At 68.6% G+C, this 20,720-nt stretch carries 13 protein-coding genes and 1 other RNA gene; 7 read left to right on the forward strand and 7 right to left on the reverse strand.

All coding sequences use genetic code 11. The features are described from left to right. Positions 1–36 precede the first annotated feature (36 nt). A complete protein-coding gene (locus tag RAB71_RS18665) occupies positions 37–3,270 on the forward strand; it encodes an efflux RND transporter permease subunit (protein WP_010341586.1) in 3,234 nt (1,077 codons plus the stop codon). Positions 3,271–3,418: 148 nt separating this feature from the next. Then, on the forward strand, positions 3,419–6,586 hold the full coding sequence (locus tag RAB71_RS18670) for an efflux RND transporter permease subunit (RefSeq protein ID WP_010341587.1): 3,168 nt from the start codon (positions 3,419–3,421) through the stop codon (positions 6,584–6,586). A gap of 87 nt (positions 6,587–6,673) precedes the next feature. Here the strand turns inward: RAB71_RS18670 and RAB71_RS18675 are convergent, their stop codons facing one another. Next, on the reverse strand, positions 6,674–7,357 hold the full coding sequence (locus RAB71_RS18675) for a hypothetical protein (RefSeq protein ID WP_041500505.1): 684 nt from the start codon (positions 7,355–7,357) through the stop codon (positions 6,674–6,676). A 225-nt stretch (positions 7,358–7,582) separates the two neighbouring features. On the opposite strand from RAB71_RS18675, the gene RAB71_RS18680 reads away from it, so the two are divergent. Beyond that, positions 7,583–8,089 (forward strand): hypothetical protein, encoded by a 507-nt coding sequence (locus tag RAB71_RS18680; RefSeq protein ID WP_010341306.1) that lies wholly within the window; start codon positions 7,583–7,585, stop codon positions 8,087–8,089. 72 nt (positions 8,090–8,161) lie between these two features. On the opposite strand, the gene hmgA is transcribed toward RAB71_RS18680, so the two are convergent. The 3 genes from hmgA to hppD form a co-directional block, all read right to left on the reverse strand. Next, a complete protein-coding gene (gene hmgA / locus RAB71_RS18685) occupies positions 8,162–9,463 on the reverse strand; it encodes a homogentisate 1,2-dioxygenase (RefSeq protein ID WP_010341305.1) in 1,302 nt (433 codons plus the stop codon). Further along, on the reverse strand, positions 9,460–9,870 hold the full coding sequence (locus RAB71_RS18690; protein ID WP_029561871.1) for an endonuclease domain-containing protein: 411 nt from the start codon (positions 9,868–9,870) through the stop codon (positions 9,460–9,462). The genes hmgA and RAB71_RS18690 overlap by 4 nt, the downstream gene beginning before the upstream one ends. 95 nt (positions 9,871–9,965) lie before the next feature. Next, on the reverse strand, positions 9,966–11,033 hold the full coding sequence (gene hppD / locus RAB71_RS18695) for a 4-hydroxyphenylpyruvate dioxygenase (RefSeq protein ID WP_010341303.1): 1,068 nt from the start codon (positions 11,031–11,033) through the stop codon (positions 9,966–9,968). 182 nt (positions 11,034–11,215) lie between these two features. Between hppD and RAB71_RS18700 the strand changes: the two genes are divergently transcribed. Further along, on the forward strand, positions 11,216–11,698 hold the full coding sequence (locus RAB71_RS18700) for a MarR family winged helix-turn-helix transcriptional regulator (RefSeq protein WP_010341302.1): 483 nt from the start codon (positions 11,216–11,218) through the stop codon (positions 11,696–11,698). A gap of 144 nt (positions 11,699–11,842) precedes the next feature. Here the strand turns inward: RAB71_RS18700 and RAB71_RS18705 are convergent, their stop codons facing one another. The 3 genes from RAB71_RS18705 to RAB71_RS18715 all read right to left on the reverse strand — a co-directional run bounded on the left by RAB71_RS18705 (position 11,843) and on the right by RAB71_RS18715 (position 15,185). Beyond that, positions 11,843–12,442 carry a thioredoxin family protein gene (locus RAB71_RS18705; RefSeq protein ID WP_010341301.1) on the reverse strand — a complete coding sequence of 200 codons (600 nt, stop codon included), beginning with the start codon at positions 12,440–12,442 and terminating at the stop codon, positions 11,843–11,845. 15 nt (positions 12,443–12,457) lie between these two features. Further along, positions 12,458–13,981, reverse strand: coding sequence for a peptide MFS transporter (locus RAB71_RS18710; protein WP_010341300.1), 1,524 nt, complete (start codon positions 13,979–13,981; stop codon positions 12,458–12,460). A 292-nt stretch (positions 13,982–14,273) separates the two neighbouring features. After that, positions 14,274–15,185 carry a tryptophan 2,3-dioxygenase gene (locus tag RAB71_RS18715; RefSeq protein ID WP_010341299.1) on the reverse strand — a complete coding sequence of 304 codons (912 nt, stop codon included), beginning with the start codon at positions 15,183–15,185 and terminating at the stop codon, positions 14,274–14,276. A gap of 192 nt (positions 15,186–15,377) precedes the next feature. On the opposite strand from RAB71_RS18715, the gene RAB71_RS18720 reads away from it, so the two are divergent. The 3 genes from RAB71_RS18720 (at position 15,378) to RAB71_RS18730 (ending at position 20,464) form a co-directional block, all read left to right on the forward strand. Further along, positions 15,378–15,454, forward strand: a non-coding RNA gene (locus RAB71_RS18720) — sX9 sRNA. 42 nt (positions 15,455–15,496) lie between these two features. Continuing rightward, positions 15,497–19,078, forward strand: coding sequence for a lamin tail domain-containing protein (locus tag RAB71_RS18725; RefSeq protein ID WP_029562017.1), 3,582 nt, complete (start codon positions 15,497–15,499; stop codon positions 19,076–19,078). Positions 19,079–19,492: 414 nt separating this feature from the next. Next, entirely contained in the window at positions 19,493–20,464 is a 972-nt protein-coding gene (locus tag RAB71_RS18730) for an IS110 family transposase (protein WP_353940067.1), read from the forward strand. The last annotated feature ends 256 nt before the right edge of the window (positions 20,465–20,720 follow it).

Raw genomic sequence — 20,720 nt, forward strand, 5'->3', positions numbered from 1 at the left:
GTCCGGACCCGGGATCTCACCAGCAAGGATCTCCCCGTGGGCTTTTCGACGATCTTCATCCGCCGCCCGATCGCCACCACCTTGCTGATGGCAGGCGTGCTGCTGCTCGGCATCCTCGGCTACCGGCAGCTGCCGGTGTCGGCGCTGCCGGAAATCGACGCGCCCAGCCTGGTGGTGACCACGCAGTATCCCGGCGCCAACGCCAGCACCATGGCCTCGCTGGTGACCACGCCGCTGGAGCGCCAGCTCGGGCAGATCTCCGGGCTGCAGATGATGACCTCCGACTCGTCGGCGGGCCTGTCCACGATCGTGCTGCAGTTCGCGATGGACCGCGACATCGACATCGCCGCGCAGGACGTGCAGGCGGCGATCCGCCAGGCCACCCTGCCCTCGTCGCTGCCCTACCAGCCGGTGTACAACCGGGTGAACCCGGCCGATGCGGCGATCCTCACCCTCAAGCTCAGCTCCGACACGCTGCCGCTGCGCGAGGTCAACAACTACGCCGACTCGATCCTGGCCCAGCGCCTGTCGCAGGTGCCGGGCGTGGGCCTGGTGTCGATCGCCGGCAACGTGCGCCCGGCGGTGCGCATCCAGGTCAATCCGGCGCAGCTGTCGAACATGGGCCTGACCCTGGAGGCGCTGCGCAGCGCGCTGACCCAGACCAACGTCAACGCACCGAAGGGCTCGCTCAACGGCAAGACCCAGTCCTACAGCATCGGCACCAACGACCAGCTGTCCAGCGCCGCCGAGTACCGCGACACCGTCATCAGCTACAAGAACGGCGCGCCGGTGCGGCTGTCGGACGTGGCCAAGGTGGTGGACGGGGTGGAGAACGACCAGCTCGCCGCCTGGGCCGACGGCAAGCCGGCGGTGCTGCTGGAAGTGCGCCGCCAGCCCGGCGCCAACATCGTGCAGACGGTCGAGCAGATCCGCGCGATCCTGCCGCAGTTGCAGGGCGTGCTGCCGGCCGGCGTGCACCTGGACGTGTTTTCCGACCGCACCGAGACCATCCGCGCCTCGGTGCACGAGGTCAAGTTCACCCTGATCCTGACCATCGGCCTGGTGGTGGCGGTGATCTTCGTGTTCCTGCGCCGGCTGTGGGCCACGGTGATCCCGTCGGTGGCGGTGCCGCTGTCGCTGGCCGGCACCTTCGCGGTGATGGCCTTCGCCGGCATGTCGCTGGACAACCTGTCGCTGATGGCGCTGGTGGTGGCCACCGGCTTCGTGGTCGACGATGCGATCGTGATGATCGAGAACATCGTGCGCTACATCGAGCAGGGCAAGAGCGGCCGCGAGGCGGCGGAGATCGGCGCGCGCCAGATCGGCTTCACCGTGCTGTCGCTGACCGTGTCGCTGGTGGCGGTATTTCTGCCGCTGATCCTGATGCCCGGCGTCACCGGCCGCCTGTTCCACGAGTTCGCCTGGGTGCTGAGCATCGCGGTGGTGATCTCGATGCTGGTGTCGCTGACGCTCACGCCGATGATGTGCGCCTACCTGCTCAAGCCCGACGCCCTGCCCGAGGGCGAGGACGCGCACGAGCGCACCGCGGCGGCCGGCAAGACCACGCTGTGGTCGCGCACCGTGGGCGTGTACGAGCGCAGCCTGGACTGGGTGCTGGGCCACCAGAAGCTGACCCTGCTGGTGGCGCTGGCGACCATGGTGCTGACAGTGCTGCTGTACGTGGTGATCCCCAAGGGCCTGCTGCCCGAGCAGGACACCGGGCTGATCACCGGCGTGGTCCAGGCCGACCAGAACGTGGCGTTCCCGCAGATGGAGCAGCGCACCCAGGCGGTGGCCGAGGCGCTGCGGCGCGACCCGGCGGTGACCGGCGTGGCCGCCTTCATCGGCGCAGGCTCGATGAACCCCACCCTCAACCAGGGCCAGCTCAGCATCGTGCTGAAGCCGCGCAGCGACCGCGACAGCCTGGAAGACCTGCTGCCACGGCTGCAGAAGGCGGTGGCCGGGCTGCCCGGCGTCGCCCTGTACCTGAAGCCGGTACAGGACGTGACCCTGGACACCCGCGTGGCCGCCACCGAGTACCAGTACTCGCTCTCGGACGTGGACAGCGCCGAACTGGCGACCCAGGCCACGCGCCTGACCGAGGCGCTGCGCAAGCGCCCGGAACTGGCCGACGTGGACAACAACCTGGCCAACCAGGGCCGCGCGCTGGAACTGCACGTTGACCGCGAGAAGGCCAGCACCCTCGGCGTGCCGATGCAGACCATCGACGACACGCTGTACGACGCCTTCGGCCAGCGCCAGATCTCCACCATCTTCACCCAGCTCAACCAGTACCGCGTGGTGCTGGAAGTGGCGCCGGAGTTCCGCACCAGCACCGCGCTGCTGAACCAGCTGGCGGTCGCCAGCAACGGCAGCGGTGCGCTGACCGCCAGCAACGCCACCAGCTTCGGCCAGACCACCTCCAGCAACTCCTCCACCGCCACCGGCATCGGCGCGCAGAACACCGGCATCACCGTCGGCAGCGGCGGCACCGTACCGCTGGCGGCGGTGGCCGAGGCCAAGCAGTCGACCACGCCGCTGGTGGTCAGCCACCAGCAGCAGCTGCCGGCGGTCACCGTGTCGTTCAACCTGGCGCAGGGCTACTCGCTGTCGCAGGCGGTGGCGGCGATCGAGGAAACCCGCGCGCAGTTGCAGTTGCCGCCGCAGCTGCATGCCGAGTTCATCGGCAAGGCCGCCGAGTTCACCGGCAGCCAGACCGACGTTGTGTGGCTGCTGCTGGCCTCGGTGGTGCTGATCTACATCGTGCTGGGCGTGCTGTACGAGAGCTACATCCACCCGCTGACGATCATCTCCACGCTGCCGCCGGCCGGCGTCGGCGCGCTGTTGGCGCTGATGCTGTGCGGGCTGAGCCTGTCGGTGGACGGCATCGTCGGCATCGTGCTGCTGATCGGCATCGTCAAGAAGAACGCGATCATGATGATCGACTTCGCGATCGACGCACGCCGCGAGGGCGCCAACGCCCACGACGCGATCCGCCGCGCCTGCCTGCTGCGCTTCCGCCCGATCATGATGACCACCGCCGCGGCGATGCTCGGCGCGCTGCCGCTGGCGCTGGGCGACGGCATCGGCTCGGAACTGCGCCGCCCGCTGGGCATCTCCATCGTGGGCGGCCTGCTGCTGTCGCAGCTGGTCACCCTGTACACCACGCCGGTGATCTACCTGTACATGGAACGCGCCTCCGAACGCGCACGCGCCTGGCGTGAGCGCCGCGCCGCGCGGCACGCGACGGCGGCGGAGGGGCGGGCGTGAGGGGCCGGGAATCGGGAATCGGGAGTCGGGAATCGGAAAGCGCCGAGTCCGCGCGCTGCCGACTCGTTCACTCCATGCCGGATCCTCAAAAGACTGACACCGGGCGCGCACTGCGATTCCCGATTCTCCATTCCCGATTCCCGGCCCCATGAACATCTCCGCGCCCTTCATCCGCCGTCCCATCGGCACCGCGCTGCTGGCCATCGGCCTGTTCGTGATCGGCATGATGTGCTACCTGCGCCTGGGCGTGGCGGCGCTGCCGAACATCTCGATCCCGGTGATCTTCGTGCAGGCCAGCCAGGCCGGCGCCGACGCCTCGACCATGGCCGCCACGGTCACTGCGCCGCTGGAGCGGCACCTGGGCCAGGTGCCCGGCATCGACACCATGCGCTCCTCCAGCTCGGAGGGGAACAGCCAGGTGTTCATGGTGTTCCAGAGCAGCCGCAACATCGATTCGGCGGCGCAGGACGTGCAGACCGCGATCAACGCCGCGCAGGCCGACCTGCCCTCCGGCCTGGCCACGCCGCGCTACCAGAAGGCCAATCCCAACGACGACCCGGTCATCGCCATCGCCCTGACCTCGGACACGCAGTCGGCCGACGAGCTGTACAACGTCGCCGATTCGCTGCTGGCGCAGCGCCTGCGCCAGATCACCGGCGTGGCCTCGGTGGACATCGGCGGCGCCTCCACGCCGGCGGTGCGGGTGGACGTGAACCTGCGCGCGCTCAACGCCATGGGCCTGACCCCGGACGACCTACGCAATGCGGTGCGCGCGGCCAACGTCACCTCGCCCACCGGCTTCCTCAGCGACGGCGCCACCACCACGGCCATCGTCGCCAACGACGCGGTGGCCAAGGCCGCCGACTTCGGCCAGGTGGTGATCAGCCAGCAGCAGGGCCGCGCAGTGCGCCTGCGCGACATCGCCAACGTCTACGACGGCCAGCAGGACGCCTACCAGGCGGCCTGGTTCGGCGGCAAGCCGGCGGTGGTGATGTACGTGTTCACCCGTGCCGGCGCCAACATCGTGGAGACGGTGGACCGGGTCAAGGCCGAGATCCCGATGCTGCGCAGCTACCTGCAGCCGGGCACCAAGATGACGGCGTACTTCGACCGTACCCCGACCATCCGCGCCTCGCTCAACGAGGTGCAGGCCACGCTGATGATCAGCCTGGCGATGGTGGTGCTGACCATGGCGCTGTTCCTGCGCCGGCTGGCGCCCACGCTGATCGCCGCGGCCACCGTGCCGCTGTCGCTGGCCGGCGCGGCGCTGGCGATGTACGTCATGGGCTTCACCCTCAACAATCTGAGCCTGCTGGCCTTGGTGATCGCGATCGGCTTCGTCGTCGACGATGCGATCGTGGTCATCGAGAACATCATGCGCCACCTCGACGAGGGCATGTCGCGGCTGGACGCGGCGCTGGCCGGCGCGCGCGAGATCGGCTTCACCATCGTCTCGATCACCGCCTCGCTGGTGGCGGTGTTCATTCCGATCCTGTTCGCCAGCGGCATGATCGGGGTGTTCTTCCGCGAGTTCACCGTCACCCTGGTGGCGGCGATCTGCGTCTCGGCGGTGGTCTCGCTCACGCTCACCCCGGCGCTGTGCAGCCGCTTCCTGTCCGCGCACGCCGAGCCGGAACAACCCGGCCGCTTCGGCGCGTGGCTGGAGCGCATGCACGCGCGCATGCTGCGCGTGTACACCGTGGCCTTGGACTTCTCGCTGCGCCACGCACTGCTGCTGGCGCTGACCCCGCTGCTGCTGATCGCGGCCACGGTGTTCCTGGCCGGTGCGGTCAAGAAGGGCTCGTTCCCGGCACAGGACACCGGCCTGATCTGGGGCCGTGCCACCTCCAGCGCCACCGTGTCCTTCGCCGACATGGTCACCCGCCAGCGCCGCATCACCGACATGCTGATGTCCGACCCGGCGGTGAAGATCGTCGGCGCGCGCCTGGGCAGCAGCCGCCAGGGTTCCAGCGCCAGCTTCAACATCGAGCTCAAGCGCCGCGACGAAGGCCGCACCGATACCACCGCGCAGGTGCTGGCGCGGCTCAGCGCCAAGGCCGACCGCTACCCCGACCTGCAGCTGCGCCTGCGCGCGATCCAGGACCTGCCCAGCGACGGTGGCGGCGGCACCAGCCAGGGCGCGCAGTACCGCGTCTCGCTGCAGGGCAACGACAACGCGCAGTTGCAGGAGTGGCTGCCCAAGCTGCAGGCCGCACTGAAGCAGAACCCCAAGCTGCGCGACGTCGGCACCGACGTGGACAACGCCGGCCTGCGCCAGAACATCGTCATCGACCGCGCCCTGGCCGCGCGCCTGGGCGTATCGGTCGGCGCCATCGACGGCGCGCTGTACGGCGCGTTCGGCCAGCGCCAGATCTCCACCATCTACTCCGATCTCAACCAGTACAGCGTGGTGGTCAACGCGCTGCCGGACCAGACCGCCACGCCGGCGGCACTGGACCGCATCTACGTGCCCACCCGCAGCGGCACGATGATCCCGCTGACCGCGGTGGCGCGCCAGGTCCCCGGGCTGGCGCCGTCGCAGATCAGCCACATGAACCAGTACACGACCATGGACCTGAGCTACAACCTGGCGCCGGGCGTGAGCACCGGCGAAGGCGATGCGATCATCGCCGCAACGGTGGCCGGGCTGCGCATGCCCGGCGACATCCGCATCGCCGACGGCGGCGGCTTCGGCGTGCAGCTGCAGCCGAACTCGATGCTGGTGCTGGTGCTGGCCGCGATCGTGGTGGTCTACATCGTGCTGGGCATGCTCTACGAGAGCCTGGTGCACCCAGTGACCATCCTCTCCACGCTGCCCGCCGCCGGCATGGGCGCACTGCTGGCGCTGTGGGTCACCGGCACCGAGCTGTCGGTGATCTCGATGATCGCGCTGGTGCTGCTGATCGGCATCGTCAAGAAGAACGCGATCATGATGATCGACTTCGCTTTGGTCGCCGAGCGGGAACACGGCAAAACCCCGCTGGAGGCCGCGCGCGAGGCCTGCATCGTGCGCTTCCGCCCGATCATGATGACCACGATGGTGGCGATCCTGGCCGCGGTGCCGCTGGCGGTAGGCCTGGGCGAAGGCTCGGAGCTGCGCCGCCCGCTCGGCATCGCGATGATCGGCGGCCTGCTGATCTCGCAGAGCCTGACCCTGCTCAGCACCCCGGCGCTGTACGTGATCTTCTCCTGCCTGCGCGAACGCTGGTACGCCCGTCGTGCACGCCGGCGCGAGCGCCGGCTGGGAATGGGGAATCGGGAATCGGGAATGGGGAAAAGCGAAAAGCCAAGGAGCGTTCACGCACCACGTGGGTGACATTGACATAGGCGGGCCGAGTTCCCGCCATCACTCGCCCCGCACGCTTTTCCGATTCCCCACTCCCGATTCCCTATTCCCGGCTTCTCAGCCACACCCTTCCACGTAATCCACCTGCGGCGGCAAACCCACGCGCCAGGCGATGACCTTGCCGGCCGCGTCGGTCTCGAACACCAGCACGCCGGGTTGGCCGGGCTCGCGCACGCGCAGCACCTTGGCGCCTTCGACGTACTTGTGCGGTTGCTCCTCCAGGCGGCCGGCGTACAGCGCGCGCAGGTTAGCCAGGCCCATGCCGACCTTGCCGCCGCCCGGCGCGGTTTCCTTGGCGGTGCGCACGTCGTAGCGCACCAGTGTGTCGTCTTCGACCATCAGGCCGAACTGGTTGTTGCCCTTGGCCCAGCGCGGACGCAGCACGTAGCAGTTGCTGCCGGCGCTGGGCTGGCCGTCGAGTTCCCCGCCCCAGGCCGCGCGCGCCTGCGCCGCGGGCATGCCCAGGCGCAGGTCGCCGTAGCCGTCGATGCGCGCCAGTTGCCGGTCGCCAGCGGCCAGCTCCGGCGGCAACGCCGAGGCCGGCGCCTGCGCCGGCGGCACGTCGCCGTCGGGCTGGTCGATGTCCGGCGGCGGCAAGGCGCCGTCGTCGGCTGCGCCGGGCGCCGGAGCCGGAGCCGGCGCGGACGGTGCAGGAGGCGCGGCCGGCGGCGCGGGCGGTTGCCGGTCGCAGGCGGCGAGCGCGAGCAGCAACACCGCCACGCCTGGTTGAATCGGCTTCATCGCACTTCCTCGCTGGACCAGCGCATAGGCTAGCGTGCATGCCCTCGCCCTGCACGGCAGCGGCGACACGCTGCCAGGCATGCGCGGCCGAGCACCGCGTCCCGGACCGGCGTTCGAGCACACCGACGACAAGCCGGCCGCCGGCACCGACACGCCAGCGCATCGCCCCTGTCATCGGCATTTCACCGCTGCGCGCCAAGCTGCGCGCCTACCGACCCCGCCGCCATGCATCCGCGCAAGACCGCCCTCGCCCTTGCGGCACTGCAATCGCACGATGCGCCGCTGGACATGCGCCAGCGACGCGTGCTGATCCTGGCCGACGGCCAGCGCAGCATCGATGAGCTGGCGACGCTGGGCGGCCGCGGGGCCGATGCGATCGTGCAGGGGCTGCTGCAGCAGGGCTATCTGGACGACGGCCGCAGCGCCGCCGCCGCGCCGGTGGCGACAAGCGCCCCTCCACCACCGGCCGACCCGCGCCGCGCCCTGCTCAATGCGCGCATGTATCTGCTGGACCTGCTGCAATTGCAGCGCCATCCGGCCTCGCCAGCGTTGCAGCAGCAGTTGCGTGCCGCGCGCGAGGAACACGACACCCTGCGCGCGATCGGGCTGGCGCTGCGCACGATGCCGGAGATGACCTCCGAGCGCTACGCGCAGCGCATCCGCGAGCGCGTGCTGGAGATCCTGCCGGCATCGCTGCACGGCGCGCTGGCGACCGCGGCGGAGGCCGCCTGAGCGCCGCGATCCCGTCCGCTCGGGCCGCAGCCTCGACGGCGGCCTGAGCGGCACTGCCGCGCCGATGCGCACTCAGGGCGCGCGGAAGTGCCGGCGCAGGCCCTGCCAGCACTGCTGGTAGTCGCGCTGGCGATGCGCGGCGTCCAGCGCCTGCGCGGTCGGGCGCAGTACCGCGCGCGTCTCGAACATGAAGGCCATGGTGTCGGCGATGACGTCCGGCCGCGACAGATCGGCCTGCGAGGCCTTGTCGAAGGTGGCCGCGTCCGGGCCATGCCCACTCATGCAGTTGTGCAGCGACGCGCCGCCCGGGGCAAAGCCGTCGGCCTTGGCGTCGTAGACGCCGTGCACCAGGCCCATGAACTCGCTGGCCACGTTGCGGTGGAACCATGGCGGCCGGAAGGTGTGCTGCGCCACCAGCCAGCGCGGCGGGAAGATCGCGAAATCCATGTTGGCGGTACCCGGCGTGTCGCTGGGCGCGGTCAGCACGGTGAAGATGCTCGGATCGGGATGGTCGAAGCTGATCGAGCCGATGGTGTTGAAGCGGCGCAGATCGTACTTGTAGGGCGCGTAGTTGCCGTGCCAGGCGACCACGTCCAGCGGCGAATGCCCGATCGGCGCGCGCCACAGATGGCCCTGGAACTTGGCGATCAGTTCGAACGCGCCCTCGTCCTCCTCGTAGGCGGCCACCGGGGTGAGGAAGTCGCGTGGGTTGGCCAGGCCGTTGGCGCCGATCGGCCCCAGGTCGGGCAGCCGCAGCAGGCCGCCGAAGTTCTCGCACACGTAGCCACGCGCGGGGCCGTCGGACAGTTCCACGCGGAAGCGCACGCCGCGTGGGATCACCGCGATTTCCTGCGGCGCCACTTCCAACGTGCCCAGTTCGGTGCTCAGGCGCAGTTGCCCGAGTTGCGGGACCAACAGCAGTTCCGCATCGGCGTTGTAGAAGAACCGGCCCTGCATCGAGGCGTTGGCCGCGTACAGGTGCACCGCCACGCCATGCTGCGCCTCGGCCGAGCCATTGCCGGCCATCGTGTACAGGCCATCGACGAAGTCCACCGGCGTCTCAGGCAGCGGCAACGGGCTCCAGCGCAACTGATCCGGCGGCACCGGGCCACGCTGGAAGTCGTTATGGAACGCGCCGGCGCGGTCGTAGGCGACGAAGCCGCCGTGCATCACCGCCGGGCGGATGCGGTACAGCCAGCTGCGCCGGTTCACGCCGCGCGGCGCGGTGAACGCGGTGCCCGACAACTGCTCGGCGTACAGGCCATGGGCCACGCGCTGCGGCGAGTTCTGCCCGACCGGCAACGCGCCGGGCACCGCCTCGGTGGCGAATTCGTTGCCGAAGCCGGACATGTAGCCGTTGGGTTGGATGTTCATGACGAAGGCTCTTCTGAAAGCCCCTCTCCCACCGGGAGAGGGGTTGGGGTGAGGGTACGGGCACCGACGAAGTACAGAATCGACTCCAGGACCGCATCAACTTGCAGCATCACATCGTTGTTCCAGAAACGCAGTACGTGCATCCCTTGCGACTGCAGGTAACGCGTTCGCTCGGCGTCGGCCGCTTGCGAATGTTGCGAGCCATCCAGCTCAACGACAAGCTTCAACGCTTCGCAATAGAAATCGACGACGTAAGGCGGCATTGGATGCTGCCTGCGGAATTTCATACCAAGCAGGCCTCCGTTTCGCAGGTGGCGCCAAAGCTTTCTTTCCGCATCGGTCATGTCACGGCGCAAACCGCGGGCGTTTCTCAATGTGGCGGTGGGCAATGGCGGCTTGAGTTCCATGACCCCACCGTACCCTCACCCCAACCCCTCTCCCGATGGGAGAGGGGCTAGAACCGCTGTCCGAACTCTCCGCGCTGCGCTGTCAGCATCTGCCCTCAAAGCACCCCGCGCTTCATCTGGTCGCGTTCGATGCTCTCGAACAGCGCCTGGAAGTTGCCTTCGCCGAAGCCTTCGTTGCCCTTGCGCTGGATGATCTCGAAGAAGATCGGGCCGATGCAGTTCTGGGTGAATATCTGCAGCAGCTTGCGCTGCTTGGTCTCCGGGTCGGCGTCGATCAGGATCTTGTTGCGCGCCAGGCGCGCCACGTCCTCGCCGTGGTTGGGAATGCGCTGGTCGATCACGTCGAAATACGTGTCCGGGGTGTCCAGGAACTCGACGCCGGCCGCGCGCATGCGCTCGACGGTTTCGTAGATGTCATCGGTGAAGCAGGCGATGTGCTGGATGCCTTCGCCGTGGTAGGCGTCCAGGTACTCGTTGATCTGGCTCTTCGGGTCCGACGATTCGTTGAGCGGGATGCGCACCACGCCGTCCGGCGCGGTCATCGCCTTGGACACCAGCCCGGTCTTGGCGCCCTTGATGTCGAAGTAGCGAATCTCGCGGAAATTGAACAGGCGCTCGTAGTAGTCCGACCAGCGCTGCATGTTGCCGAAGTACAGGTTGTGGGTCAGGTGGTCGATGAAGGTCAGGCCGAAACCGGCCGGATGCTGCTCGGCGCCGGGCACCGGCTCGAATCCGTCGTACACCGACCCCTTCTCGCCGTACTTGTCGACCAGGTACAGCATGCAGTCGCCGATGCCCTTGACCACCGGCGCCGGCACCGCGCGGGTGTCGGCCTTGTCGGCGATGGCTTCGCCGCCGTTCTCCAGCACCTTGGCGAACACCTCGTCGGCCGGGTGTCGGAAGCGGATCGCGAAGCCGCAGGCGCAGGGGCCGTGCGCGGCAGCGAAATCGGCGGCGAAGGAATCCGGTTCCTCGTTGACCAGGAAATTGACCCCGCCCTGGCGGTACACGGTGATCGCGCGCTGGCGATGACGCAGCACCGCGGTGAAGCCCATGCTGCGGAAGTACGCGTGCAACTGCTCGCCCTGCCCGGCCGGCGCGGCGAATTCCACGAACTCGAAACCGTCGATGCCCATCGGGTTCTCGAAGGTGGTGACCTGCATGCCGAGGTTGGTCGGCTGCGACGGATGCTGCGCTTGTGCATTCATGACGCGTCTCCTGGAGGGGGGAGTCGCGGCGGCCGGGCCGAAATTTCGGATGCGGACGGGCGCCAGACTCGCGAGAATGGACCGTAGTATCCTCCGTTATAGTTACAAGTGAAACCACCAGCAAGGTGCAATGCAGCATGACGATCGCCACGCCCGCCCCGACGCCCGACTCGCCCTCTCTGGATCTGGAACGGTTCCTGCCGTACCGCATCAGCGTGCTGTCCAACCGCATCAGCAGCAACATCGCCCGCGTCTACGGCGAGCGCTACGGCATGGCGGTGACCGAGTGGCGGGTGATGGCGGTGCTGGCGCTGTATCCGGGCCTGTCGGCCGGCGAGGTCTCCGAGCGCACCGCGATGGACAAGGTGGCGGTGAGCCGGGCGGTGGCGCGGCAACTGGAGCGCGGATTCATTCAGCGCGAGACCCATGGCGACGACCGCCGCCGCTCGGTGCTGCACCTGACCGCGGCCGGGGTGGAGGTGTACCAGGTGGTGGCGCCGATGGTGCTGGAGTGCGAGCGGCGCCTGTTGGCGCCCTTCAGCGAGGACGAGCAGCGGCTGCTGAACCGGCTGATCGACCGCTTGGCGGCCGAGGGCCTGCCGAGCATGACCGGGCGCTGAGGCGCCGGTGCCGGGAGAAGCAGGCCTTGAACGTCGTAGGAGCGGCTTTAGCCGCGACCAGGCATTACGGGTAATGCCCGGTCGCGGCTAATCCCACAAAAGGGGACAAGAGCCGCTCCTACGAAAATTGCGCTTCGCGGCCGCTCAGGCCTTGGGCGGCGCCCATTCCTTGAGGAAGTCCGAGAACTTCTTGCGGTCGTAGTCCTTGCCCTTCTGCAGGTCGGCGAGTATCTGCGAGTGCAGCAGCTTGCCGTCGGCGTCGAGCACCAGCAGGTGCGGGAAGTCGACGATCTTCGGGTACTGCGCCATGAACGCCTCGTTCTTGTTGGCGTCGCTGACGTTGACCTTGACCCACACGAAGTTGGCGTCGCGGAAGCTGCGCAGCTCCGCATCGCCCTCGATGAAGGTGTCCAGGGTGTGGCACCAGTCGCAGGCCTCATTGCCCACGTCGAGCAGGATGCGCTTGCCGCCGCGCTTGGCCTCGACCATGGCGGTCTCCAGGTCGTCGGCCGGGTTGCGCTGCGGATCGAACTGCGCGCCCAGCGCCTTGGCCGCGGCGATGTCGGCGGCGGCCGGGGTATTGCCCGAGGCCACCGGCTGGTTGGGATCGGCCACCGGCGGCTTCTGCACCGAGGTGTCCAGCGGCTTGGCCGGCGCCTGATCGTCGGGCGGCGGCGCCTGGCTGCAGCCAGCCAGGGCCAGGATCGCCGCCAGGGCAGCGCAGATCGTCTTGTTCATCGCCATTGCTTGGTCCTCACGTTACTTCACACCGTGCATCAGTCGGTTGATCAGCGGCGCGATCAGGAACAGCAACACACCCGAGCCAAGCAAGGCCCAGAAGCCGAACGTGTAGCCCTTCAGCGCCGATTCTACGGTCATGCCGCTCTCGCCGCTGACGCCCGCGGCGAAGATGCCGGACAGGTTGTTGCCGATGGCCGTGGAAAGGAACCAACCGCCCATCGCGAAGCCCACCACCTTGGTCGGTGCCAGCTTCGTCGTCATCGACAGGCCGATCGGCGACAGGCACAACTCACCGACGGTCTGAATCACGTAGACCATGAACAAGGTCCAGAAAGGAATCTTGCCGCTGCCATCGACCAGCGAGGACAGCGCGTACATCAACAACGCGAACGCCAGACCATTGAAGATCAGGCCCAGACCGAATTTGCGAGGAATCGACGGATTGGCCGACTTCAGCGCCACCCACAACCACACGAATACCGGCCCCAGCACCAGGATCGCCAGCGTGTTGACGGACTGGAACCAACCGACCGGGAACATCCAGCCGCCCAGGTCGCGCTCGACGATGTTCTGCGCCAGGAAGTTGAACGAACTGCCCGCCTGCTCGAAGAACATGAAGAACATGACGTTGAACACGAAGACGATCAGCATCGCGATCGAGCGGTCGCGCGGGATGCGACCCTCGCGGATACCCTCGACCAGGATCATGGCGCACAGCGCCACGAACAGGGTGGTCAGAATCCAGCCGAGGATGCCGGCATCGATGAGCAGCAGGCCGTAAGCCAGTGGGATCACCAACAGCGTCGCAACCAACACCCCGATGGTACGTCCGATGCCCTCGCCGCCCACCGGCGGCTTGCCGACGGGGCCGAGCTGGTGACGCCCCACCCAGAACCACACCAGGCTGATCAACATGCCGATGCCGGACGCGATGAAGACATACTTGTAGGCCGGCATCGCCTCGCTGCCGAACAACTTGTCCGCCAGGAACCCCGTCAGGATCGGCGCCAGGAAACCACCGGCGTTGATGCCCATGTAGAAGATGGTGAAACCCGAATCGCGCCGCGGGTCGGAGAGCGGATACAGCTTGCCGACCATGGTGGACACGTTCGGTTTGAACAGGCCGTTGCCGGCGATGATCGTGGCCAAGCCGATCTTGAACACCTCTTGGTTCGGTACCGCGATCAGGAACAGGCCGACCGACATGACCACGGCCCCGATCAACAGCGAGCGCTGATAGCCGATCAACCGATCGGCAACGAAGCCGCCGAACAGCGCCGACGCGTAGACGAGCGCCAAGTAGGCGCCGTAGAGCTTGTTGGCGGGTGCCTCGCCGGCGCCGGAGCCCTGGTAGAACTCGGACACGATGTACAACGTCAGCGCCCAGCGAATGCCGTAGAACGCGAAGCGTTCCCAGAACTCGGTCATGAACAGCAGCCACAGCGGACGCGGATGGCCCAGCAGGGTCTTGAATTCGGGCGGTTGCGCTGACGGCGGCTGCGGTGAGGCGGGATTGTTCGACGCGACGACGTCAACGCTCATGCGGTGTTCCCTTGCGTATTCAGGATGGGCTGGGGCGGTGCGGCCGGCCAGGCCGGGCAACGGACGAGGATCACCGAGCGACGGCGTGGCGTCAAATGTGGCGAGAGAGGCGGGTCCCGAGACTCGGCCCGGGACCCGGAAAAGCAGTGGGCCTTCAGCCGAAAAAAAGCGGTGCGAGCGCGACACGGAGACATGACAAAACGGCGCTCACGCGGCAATGGCCCCCGCCATCGCCAGAAGACTCCGTGCCTGCAACGCAGCAATGCCGGCGGCACTCGCCACACGCGCCGGGTTACAGCGGGGTCGTCGCTCCACCCGGGACCGCGGCCCCGGGTCCCGCGTCCCGCCTCTCCAGCCCCACCGAGGTCCGCACCTCGAACAGTTCCGGGAAGAAGGTCAGCGCCAGCGCCTGCTGCAGGAAGCCGACGCCGCTGGAACCGCCTGTGCCGCGCTTGAAGCCGATCACCCGCATCACTGTGCGCATGTGGCGGAAGCGCCACAGCTGGAACTGGGTCTCCAGGTCCACCAGGTCCTCGCACAGCGCGTACTCGCGCCAATAGCGGTCGGTGTTCTCGTAGATGCGCTCGAACACCGGGCGCAGCAGCGGGTCGCTGACGTGCGGCTGGCGCCAGTCGCGGGCGTGGTACGGCGCCGGCACCGCGTGGCCGAAGCGGGCCAGGTAGCGCAGGAATTCCTCGTACAGGCTGGGCGCTTCCAGCACCGCCTGCAGCGCCGCCTGACCCTGCGGGTCGTGGTCGAACACCGGCAGCATCTGCGCGTTCTTGTTGCCGAGCATGAATTCGATGGTGCGGTACTGCAGCGACTGGAACCCGGAGGACGGGCCCAGCACGTCGCGGAAGCCCATGTACTCGGACGGGGTCAGGGTCTCCAGCACCGACCACTGCTCGGTCAGCAGACGCAGCACCTGCTTGCTGCGCGCCAGCACCTTGCGGCACTGCCACACCTGGTCGCGCTGCAGGTGCGCGATCGCCGCGCCCAGCTCGTGCGCCAGCAGCTTCAGCCACAGCTCGGAGGTCTGGTGCTGGACGATGAACAGCAGTTCGTCGTGGTGCGGCGGGTTGGACAGCGGCTGCTGCGCCGACAGCAGCCGGTCCAGGCGCAGGTAGCCGCCGTAGGTCAGGCGGCCTTCCAGGTCGGTGTGGATGCCGGCTTCGAGCGGGCGCTGGTTCTGTTCGACGGGCATGGGCGGCGTGGGCGTTCCGGGCCGGCAAGGGTACCGCAGCGACGAATGTCACACATTGGTCAGCACCGGCTGACAAACTCCGGCACAATCGTCGGCGGCGCCTGGGGGGCGCCGTCACGTCATCTGCGTAAGAGCGGCAAACAAAACGACTGCGCAGCTACCAAGCGGGCGCGGACGGTGCTCGGAATCCTCATGTACCCACTCGTACACTGCGGTTCCTCCGCGCCGTCCGCACCCACCTGGCGACTGCTCGCTACGTTTCGTTAGCCACTCTTAAGTCCACGTCTTCAAGGATTGGGGAGATCTTGTTCATGCGAACCATGCTGCTTCGAGCTGCAGTGTTGTCGTGCGCGCTGGGTGGTGCCGGGTACGCCCAGGCCCAGGTGGTCATCAGCCAGGTCTATGGCGGTGGCGGCAACAGCGGCGCCACCTACAAGAGCGATTTCGTCGAATTGCACAACAACGGCAGCGAGGCGGTGAGCCTGGCCGGCTGGTCGGTGCAGTACGCCTCGGCCGCCGGCAGCAGCTGGCAGGTCACCCCGCTGAGCGGCAGCATCGCGCCGGGCGGCTATTACCTGGTCAAGCAGGCCGACGGCAGCGGCGGCAGCACCGCGCTGCCCACGCCCGACGCCACCGGCACCATCGCCATGAGCGGCACCGCCGGCAAGATCGCGCTGAGCAAGGCCAGCGCCGCGCTGAGCGGCGCCTGCCCGGCCGGCAACGCCGACTTCGTCGGCTACGGCAGCAGCGCCAGCTGCGCCGAAGGCAGCGCCCCGACCGCCGCGCCCAGCAACACCCTGGCGGTGCTGCGCGGCAACGGCGGCTGCACCGACAGCGACAACAACAACGCCGACTTCGCCACCGGTGCGCCGACCCCGCGCAACAGCGCCGCGCCGGTCAGCCTGTGCGGCGGCGGCAACCTGCCGGTGGCCAGCGTGGCCAACGTCAGCCGCGCCGAAGGCGACAGCGGCAGCACCGCGTTCGTGTTCACGGTGACGCTGAGCCAGCCGGCCGGCAGCGCCGGCGTCACCTTCGCCGCCGCCACCCGCGACGGCACCGCCACCGCCGGCAGCGACTACCAGGCGCTGGCCGCGACCCAGGTGACCATCCCGGCCGGCGAGAGCAGCGCCGAGGTGCGCGTGCTGGTCAACGGCGACACCAGCAACGAACCGGACGAAACCTTCTACCTCGACATCAGCGGGGTCAGCGGCGCGCTGCCGGCCACGCTGACCGCCAGCGGGGTGATCCTCAACGACGACTTCAACCTGGTGCCGATCCACAGCATCCAGGGCAGCGGCGCGCGCTCGCCGCTGGTCGGCCAGGTGGTCGCTACCAGCGGCATCGTCACCGCGCGGCGCAGCGCCGGCTTCTTCCTGCAGACGCCCGACGCCCAGGCCGATGCCGACCCGCTCACCTCCGAGGGCATCTACGTCTACACCGGCAGCGCGCCGCCGGCCGAGGCCGCGGTGGGCAACGCGGTGCGGGTGCAGGCCACGGTGGTCGAATACGTGCCCAGCACCGACCCCAGCCAGCCGCCGCTGACCGAACTGAGCTCGCCGACCGTGCTGCTGCAGTCCACCGGCAATCCGCTGCCGGCCGCGGTCGAGCTGACCACCCGCTTCCCCGACCCGAACGGCGCCTACGACCAGCTTGAGCGCCTGGAAGGCATGCGCGTCACCGTGTCCAGCCTGACCGTCAACACCCCGACCCTGGGCAACGTCAACGAGACCAACGCCAGCGCCACCAGCAACGGCGTGTTCCATGCCGTGGTCACCGGCCTGCCGCGCGCCTGGCGCACCGCCGGCGTGCAGCAGCCCGACGCACTGCCGGCCGGCTCGCCAAGCGATGTGCCGCGCTGGAACACCAGCCCGCAGGTGATCGCGGTCGGCAGCGCCGGCCTCGGCGGCGAGCGCATCGACGTGGCCGCCGGCTGCACCGTGCTCGGCGTCAGCGGCCCGCTGGACTACAGCTTCCGCCGCTACACGATCTACCCGGAAACCGCGCCCACCGTGCAGTGCAACGGCGCCGACCAGCCCAAGCCGGCCCCGGCGCCGCAGGCCGACGACGTCAACATCGCCACCTACAACATGGAGCGCTTCTTCGACGACCAGAACGATCCGGCGATCGGCGAACCGGTGCTGACCGCGGCCGCCTACCAGGCGCGCCTCAACAAGGCCTCGCTGGCGATCCGCAACTACCTCAACACCCCCGACATCCTCGGCACGGTGGAGATCGAGAACCTGAGCGTGCTGGAGACCCTTGCCGACCGCGTCAACCGCGATGCGGTGGCCGCCGGCCAGCCCGATCCGCAGTACGTCGCCTACCTGCAGGAAGGCAACGACGTGGGCGGCATCGACGTCGGCTTCCTGGTCAAGACCGCGCAGGTCGGCGCCGGCATCGCCCGCGTCGAGGTGGTCTCGGTGAGCCAGGAAGGCAAGGCCACCACCTGGACCGAGCCCAGCGGCACCGTCAGCCTGCTCAACGATCGCCCGCCGCTGCTGCTGAAGGCGGTGGTGCATTTCGCCGACGGCCGCGCGCTACCGCTGACCGTGGTCGAGGTGCACCAGCGTTCGCTCAACGGCGCCGAGACCGACGACGCCGGCGGCCAGCGCATCCGCGCCAAGCGCCAGGCGCAGGCGGTGTTCCTGGCCAACCTGCTGCAGGCGCGCCAGGCCGCCGATCCGAGCGAGCAGTTGCTGGTGATGGGCGACTTCAACGCCTTCGAGTTCAACGACGGCTATGTCGATGCGATGGGCACCATCACCGGCCTGCCGGCGGCGGACGCGCAGACCGTGGTGCCCGGCGACGGCGCCACCCTGGTCGATCCGGCGCTATACAACCTCACGCTACTGTCGACGCCGGACCAGAGCTACTCCTACGCCTACGACGGCAACGTGCAGTCGCTGGACCACATCCTGGCCAACCGCGCGCTGATGCGATCGGTGCAGATCGCCGGCCTCAGCGAAGCCCACGCGCGGCTCAACGCCGACTTCCCGGCCGTGGCCCGCAACGACGCCAACTCGCCGGCGCGGTTGTCCGACCACGATCCGGCGGTGGTGCTGATCAAGCTCAAGCCGCTGGAGCGCGCCGACCTGAGCCTGCGCGTGAGCGCCGCCAACGCGTCGGTCTATGCCGGCGACACCATCCGCTACAGCGTGGACCTGGCCAACGCCGGTCCGGACGCGGCGCGCGCCGCCGCGGTCGCCTTCGCCCTGGACGCGGCGGTGGCCCCGAGCGTGACCGCCGCCCCGGGCTGGGACTGCGCCGCGCCAGAGGTGGCCGCGCAGACCGTGGTCACCTGCAGCACCGCACAGTTCGCCGCCGGCACCACGCCGCGCTTCGAGGTGGCGGTGCCGGCCGGCGCCGCCCTGGTCGGGCGCAGCCTGAGCCTGGCCGCGTCGGTGGCCTCGCAGACCGAGGACCCCAACCCCGGCGACAACGGCGGCAGCACCACGGTGGCGGTGCAGGCGCGTCCAGCCGGCGACCTGGCGGTGTCGATCGACGGCCCGGCCACCCTGCCGTTCCTGGCGTTCTTCGCCGACTACCGCATCGACGTGCGCAACCACGGCAATGCGCCGGTGCAGGGCGCCAGCCTGGAGATCGACGGCAGCACCCTGTCGGCGCTCACCGCGCTGGTGCCGCCGCGCGGCTGGCAGTGCGTGCGGCAGAACCACGGCCTGCGCAGCGCGCGCTTCCAGTGCCGCAGCGGCGCCGACCTGGCGCCCGGTGCCAGCGCCGCGTTCCGCCTGAGCCTGGCGACGCGGCCGCTGCCGGCCGACCGCCAGATCGTGATTGGCGCCAGCGCCGGCTCGACCTCGGCCGACGCCGATCCCAGCGACAACAGCGCGCGCTTCAGCACGCGCGTAGAGGGGCTGCGCCTGTTCGGTCGCTGATCGCGGCAAGCGGTGCAAGTGCAAGGGCGTGGCCGCGAGGCCACGCCCTTTTGCTTGGGCCAACGCCACCCCGGCGCTGATCACGTGCTGCCGGCAGCGCGCTCGCGTAGGAGCGGCTTCAGCCGCGACCGGCCTTCCCTAGAAATCCCGTCGCGGCTGAAGCCGCTCCTTGTATCTGGACATGTCGCCCCTAAACAGGCGTCATGTCTTCCGACTGATCATCGGAGGAGGTGTGGGAGGTCCAGTCGCTCCTAAAGCTTCGAGCTTGCATCGTAGATCGGCTCCGCCCTCCACATGCTGGCTCTTGTGTGTCCGAACGGTATCCAGAGTCCGCCCCCGGGCGTGAACTCGCATCGACAAGGCAGGACCGGGCTCAGCGCCGATCATGACCCTGACACGATGGAGGAATCGCGTATGTCTCCCGTCATCGGCATCGACGTCGCCAAACGCAGTTTCGATGTGGCCATCGATCTGACCAATGGCAAGCACCGTACCAAGGCCAAGTTGTCCAACGATGCCAAGGGCTTCCAGGCCCTGCAGGCATGGCTGCAGACGCATGCGCAGCCCGATAGTTGGATCGCCATGGAGGCCACCGGCACCTACCACCAGGCGCTGGCCGAGTTCCTCCACGCACAAGGCTATCGGGTGTGCGTGCTCAACCCGGCGCAGACGGCCGCGTACGCACGCAGCCAGCTCAGCCGGGTCAAGACTGATCGCAGCGATGCCAAGCTGATCGCCAGCTATGCCTTGCGTCACCGCGAACAGTTACGCCGTTGGCACCCTGATCCGCCGGCGCTCAAGCAGCTCAAAGCGCTGGTGCGCCGGCGCCAGGACCTGCAACAGATGCTGCAGATGGAGCGCAACCGGCTGGAGGTCGCTCCGGCCCAGGTAAAGGACTCGATCCAGGTCCATCTGGCCGATCTGCAACACCACATCGCCCAGATCGAGCAGGCCATCGATGACCATATCGACCAGGATCCGACCTTGCGTGGGCAGCGCGAGTTGCTGGTGAGCATCCAGGGGATTGCCGACACCAGCGCGGCCTTGATGCTGGCCGAACTTGGCGATGTGAGGCGCTTCGCCGATGCCTCGGCGGTGACCGCCTTCGCGGGCCTGAATCCGTGCCTGCAGCAGTCGGGCGAGCGCAAAGGCCACGTCTGCATCTCGCGCACCGGCTCGCCCCGCCTGCGCGCGGGCCTGTTCATGCCGGCCCTGGTGGCCATGACCCACAACCCGATCATCCGGACGCTGAAACAGCGACTGAGCGAACGCGGCAAAGCCGGCAAGCAGATCGTGTGCGCCGCCATGCGCAAGCTCCTGCACCTGGCCTACGGGGTTCTCAAGTCGGACACGGCGTTCGATCCGAAAAGGGGCCTTGCCTGCTAGGGGGTAAGACGGTATCTACGGGACAAGCTCCATGCGCGGCGCCAGCGCTGAGCGCTGCTCGGGGGCGCGCATGCACGCCTGCCTCCTGTCCGTTCCGAGGCGCCCGCGCGCTTGCATGCGCGCCACGACAACGGCGTTGCCACCGCCACCGGTGGACACCCACGCGCACATGAACGGCATGCATCGCACTGCAACATCGTCGATACCCAACGCCATCAATCGGCAACGCGAGAGGACCACGCTTTTCTTGTGCGAT

It is taken from the genome of Xanthomonas sacchari, from assembly GCF_040529065.1.
Lineage (GTDB): Bacteria > Pseudomonadota > Gammaproteobacteria > Xanthomonadales > Xanthomonadaceae > Xanthomonas_A > Xanthomonas_A sacchari.

What these genes read in the sequence shown, in the direction of transcription:
- RAB71_RS18670 (WP_010341587.1), top strand. Translation starts at nt 3,419, where the DNA reads ATGAACATCTCCGCGCCCTTCATCCGCCGTCCCATCGGCACCGCGCTG.
- RAB71_RS18675 (WP_041500505.1), bottom strand. Translation starts at nt 7,357, where the DNA reads ATGAAGCCGATTCAACCAGGCGTGGCGGTGTTGCTGCTCGCGCTCGCC.
- RAB71_RS18680 (WP_010341306.1), top strand. Translation starts at nt 7,583, where the DNA reads ATGCATCCGCGCAAGACCGCCCTCGCCCTTGCGGCACTGCAATCGCAC.
- hmgA (WP_010341305.1), bottom strand. Translation starts at nt 9,463, where the DNA reads ATGAACATCCAACCCAACGGCTACATGTCCGGCTTCGGCAACGAATTC.
- RAB71_RS18690 (WP_029561871.1), bottom strand. Translation starts at nt 9,870, where the DNA reads ATGGAACTCAAGCCGCCATTGCCCACCGCCACATTGAGAAACGCCCGC.
- hppD (WP_010341303.1), bottom strand. Translation starts at nt 11,033, where the DNA reads ATGCAGGTCACCACCTTCGAGAACCCGATGGGCATCGACGGTTTCGAG.
- RAB71_RS18700 (WP_010341302.1), top strand. Translation starts at nt 11,216, where the DNA reads ATGACGATCGCCACGCCCGCCCCGACGCCCGACTCGCCCTCTCTGGAT.
- RAB71_RS18705 (WP_010341301.1), bottom strand. Translation starts at nt 12,442, where the DNA reads ATGGCGATGAACAAGACGATCTGCGCTGCCCTGGCGGCGATCCTGGCC.
- RAB71_RS18710 (WP_010341300.1), bottom strand. Translation starts at nt 13,981, where the DNA reads ATGAGCGTTGACGTCGTCGCGTCGAACAATCCCGCCTCACCGCAGCCG.
- RAB71_RS18715 (WP_010341299.1), bottom strand. Translation starts at nt 15,185, where the DNA reads ATGCCCGTCGAACAGAACCAGCGCCCGCTCGAAGCCGGCATCCACACC.
- RAB71_RS18725 (WP_029562017.1), top strand. Translation starts at nt 15,497, where the DNA reads ATGCGAACCATGCTGCTTCGAGCTGCAGTGTTGTCGTGCGCGCTGGGT.
- RAB71_RS18730 (WP_353940067.1), top strand. Translation starts at nt 19,493, where the DNA reads ATGTCTCCCGTCATCGGCATCGACGTCGCCAAACGCAGTTTCGATGTG.